This is a genomic window from Leptolyngbya sp. FACHB-671 (assembly GCF_014695745.1).
Taxonomy (GTDB): domain Bacteria; phylum Cyanobacteriota; class Cyanobacteriia; order Elainellales; family Elainellaceae; genus JAAUTN01.
Window position 1 is genome coordinate 1 of record NZ_JACJOV010000013.1, and the last position, 1,918, is coordinate 1,918.

Consider the following 1,918-nt stretch of genomic DNA (forward strand, 5'->3'; position numbering starts at 1 on the left):
ACTGCTGTTTTGATAGCGAGTTTTTAATTCCTCACGACTGAGGTGTTTTGCCAGTGTAATTGTACGTCCCATCCTTCTATCTTATAGTGTTACTCCACAGCCGGATTCCGTATAAGATTTTCCTGTAAGCCTTCCATCAGACCAATCATGATTTCGCGACGCTGCGACTGCTGCATTAGCGACCACGACAGTTTCCAAAGATCGGGACTAATTTGCTCGATCAAGTGCTCAGAGATTTCGCCCACGAATTCGTCGCAAAGCCCTCCTCACTGACAGCCTTGCTAAGCGTTTCACGTCCTTCAGACGTTGGGTTTACCCAGTAATCCTTGAGCACCTTGTATTTTGGTCCGAGTTCATCTTCATAGATATCGCCGTTTTGAATGATGAGGGCGGCGACCCGTTCTGGGGCTTTCATGGCAAGGCGAAGCCCGATCTGAGAACCGTAGTCATGCAGGTAGAGCGCATACCGCGTTAGGTTCATCGCTACAGTGAACCGTTCAAGAAAGGCAGCGTAGCCATCAAAGGTGTAGGTGAATTGTGCCTGGTCAGGCGTGCCGCTATAGCCAAAACCCGGATAGTCGGGTGCAATCAAGTGCCAGCGGTCAGCCAGTGCAGGCATAAAGTTGCGAAACTGAAATGATGAGGAAGGATAACCATGCGGCAGTAACAGCACGGGCGCATTCGCCGCTCCGGCTTCCCGATAAAAAATCTCTATACCATCAATTTCAACCGTATGATGTTTGACACTCAGTGGTGATGAGGTGTTTTGTCTAGGCTTTGCTCCTGCCATAATGGAACTCCAGTGTTTTAATAAGTGCTTTAGCCAGTAGATTCCATCCCTGCATTTACCACACGATAGACGCCCAACCAACCCCAATGCACCCGACCATTGAGAGATTGTCCGTCAGCGTTTGAGGTTTCTCGTGGCGGGTGATTGAGAACGTTATACCGCTAAATCTTGGGCGCTGCTGAATGAGGGTATGAATCAAGCGGGAACAGGGACATCTCCGAACTTCAAATAGTGAAGTAGCAATCGAACCGAGTGCTTCAGCATCTCTACGGACTTGGAATAGCATAAAGTCTTGCGATGCAAACGAGCTAGATAATGCGGTTGTGTCGCAAAAACAGGTCAATAGTAAGGTAGGTAAGCCCAGCTTTGTCTTCTTCCCCTCCGATGTCTACTCCTACTTTGTTCAAATGGCGGCACTTTTTGCCCGAAATCATCCTGCTCAACGTCCGGTGGTACTGCCGTTACTCCTTAAGCTACCGAAACTTAGAGGAGATGATGTCCGAGCGGGGGGTGGACGTAGACCACTCCACAATCAACCGCTGGGTTTTGAAATATGCTCCAGAATTGGATAAACGAATTCGCCCTCGTTTGAAACCGACGAACGATTCGTGGCGGGTGGACGAAACGTATATCGAAATCAAAGGGGAGTGGAAATACCTATATCGGGCGGTGGACTCCGAGGGCAACACGCTGGACTTCCGATTGAGCGCGAAACGCGATGGGAAGGCAGCAGCACACTTTTTCCGCAAAGTATTGAGCGCGAAGCACACTCAAGTTCCACGAGTGATCACCGTCGATAAGAATGCCGCTTATCCCGTGGCAATGGATAAATTGAAGGAAGACCAAACGTTGAAGACTGAGACCCAATTGCGGCAGAGCAAGTATTTGAACAACCTCATCGAGCAGGACCACCGAAACATCAAGCGGATCACAAAACCAATGATGGGATTTCAATCCTTCCACACGGCAAGAAGAACTCTGCGAGGGATTGAGGCAATGAATATGATCCGAAAAGGTTGCTGTTGGCGAATAGGAAAATCAGGCAAAACAGCCTCATTCTGTAGTACGCCACGGTCACTCAAGTAGAAGCAAGCTAAGTGCACTAGCATAAGCCTATAGCTGCTCTAG

2 protein-coding genes and 1 pseudogene are annotated in these 1,918 nt (G+C 49.0%); 1 reads left to right on the forward strand and 2 read right to left on the reverse strand.

Annotation, left to right across the window (positions count from 1 at the left end):
• Nucleotides 1-220 precede the first annotated feature (220 nt).
• Together H6F93_RS00655 and H6F93_RS00660 are read right to left on the reverse strand one after the other, a co-directional pair.
• Nucleotides 221-790 (reverse strand): alpha/beta fold hydrolase, encoded by a 570-nt coding sequence (locus H6F93_RS00655; RefSeq protein WP_199313403.1) that lies wholly within the window; start codon nucleotides 788-790, stop codon nucleotides 221-223.
• A gap of 195 nt (nucleotides 791-985) precedes the next feature.
• Nucleotides 986-1,108 (reverse strand): annotated as a pseudogene (locus tag H6F93_RS00660) (IS1 family transposase); the annotation flags it as partial.
• 66 nt (nucleotides 1,109-1,174) lie between these two features.
• Between H6F93_RS00660 and H6F93_RS00665 the strand changes: the two are divergent.
• Nucleotides 1,175-1,876: an IS6 family transposase gene (locus H6F93_RS00665; protein ID WP_347277230.1), complete on the forward strand. Its 702-nt coding sequence runs from the start codon at nucleotides 1,175-1,177 to the stop codon at nucleotides 1,874-1,876.
• The last annotated feature ends 42 nt before the right edge of the window (nucleotides 1,877-1,918 follow it).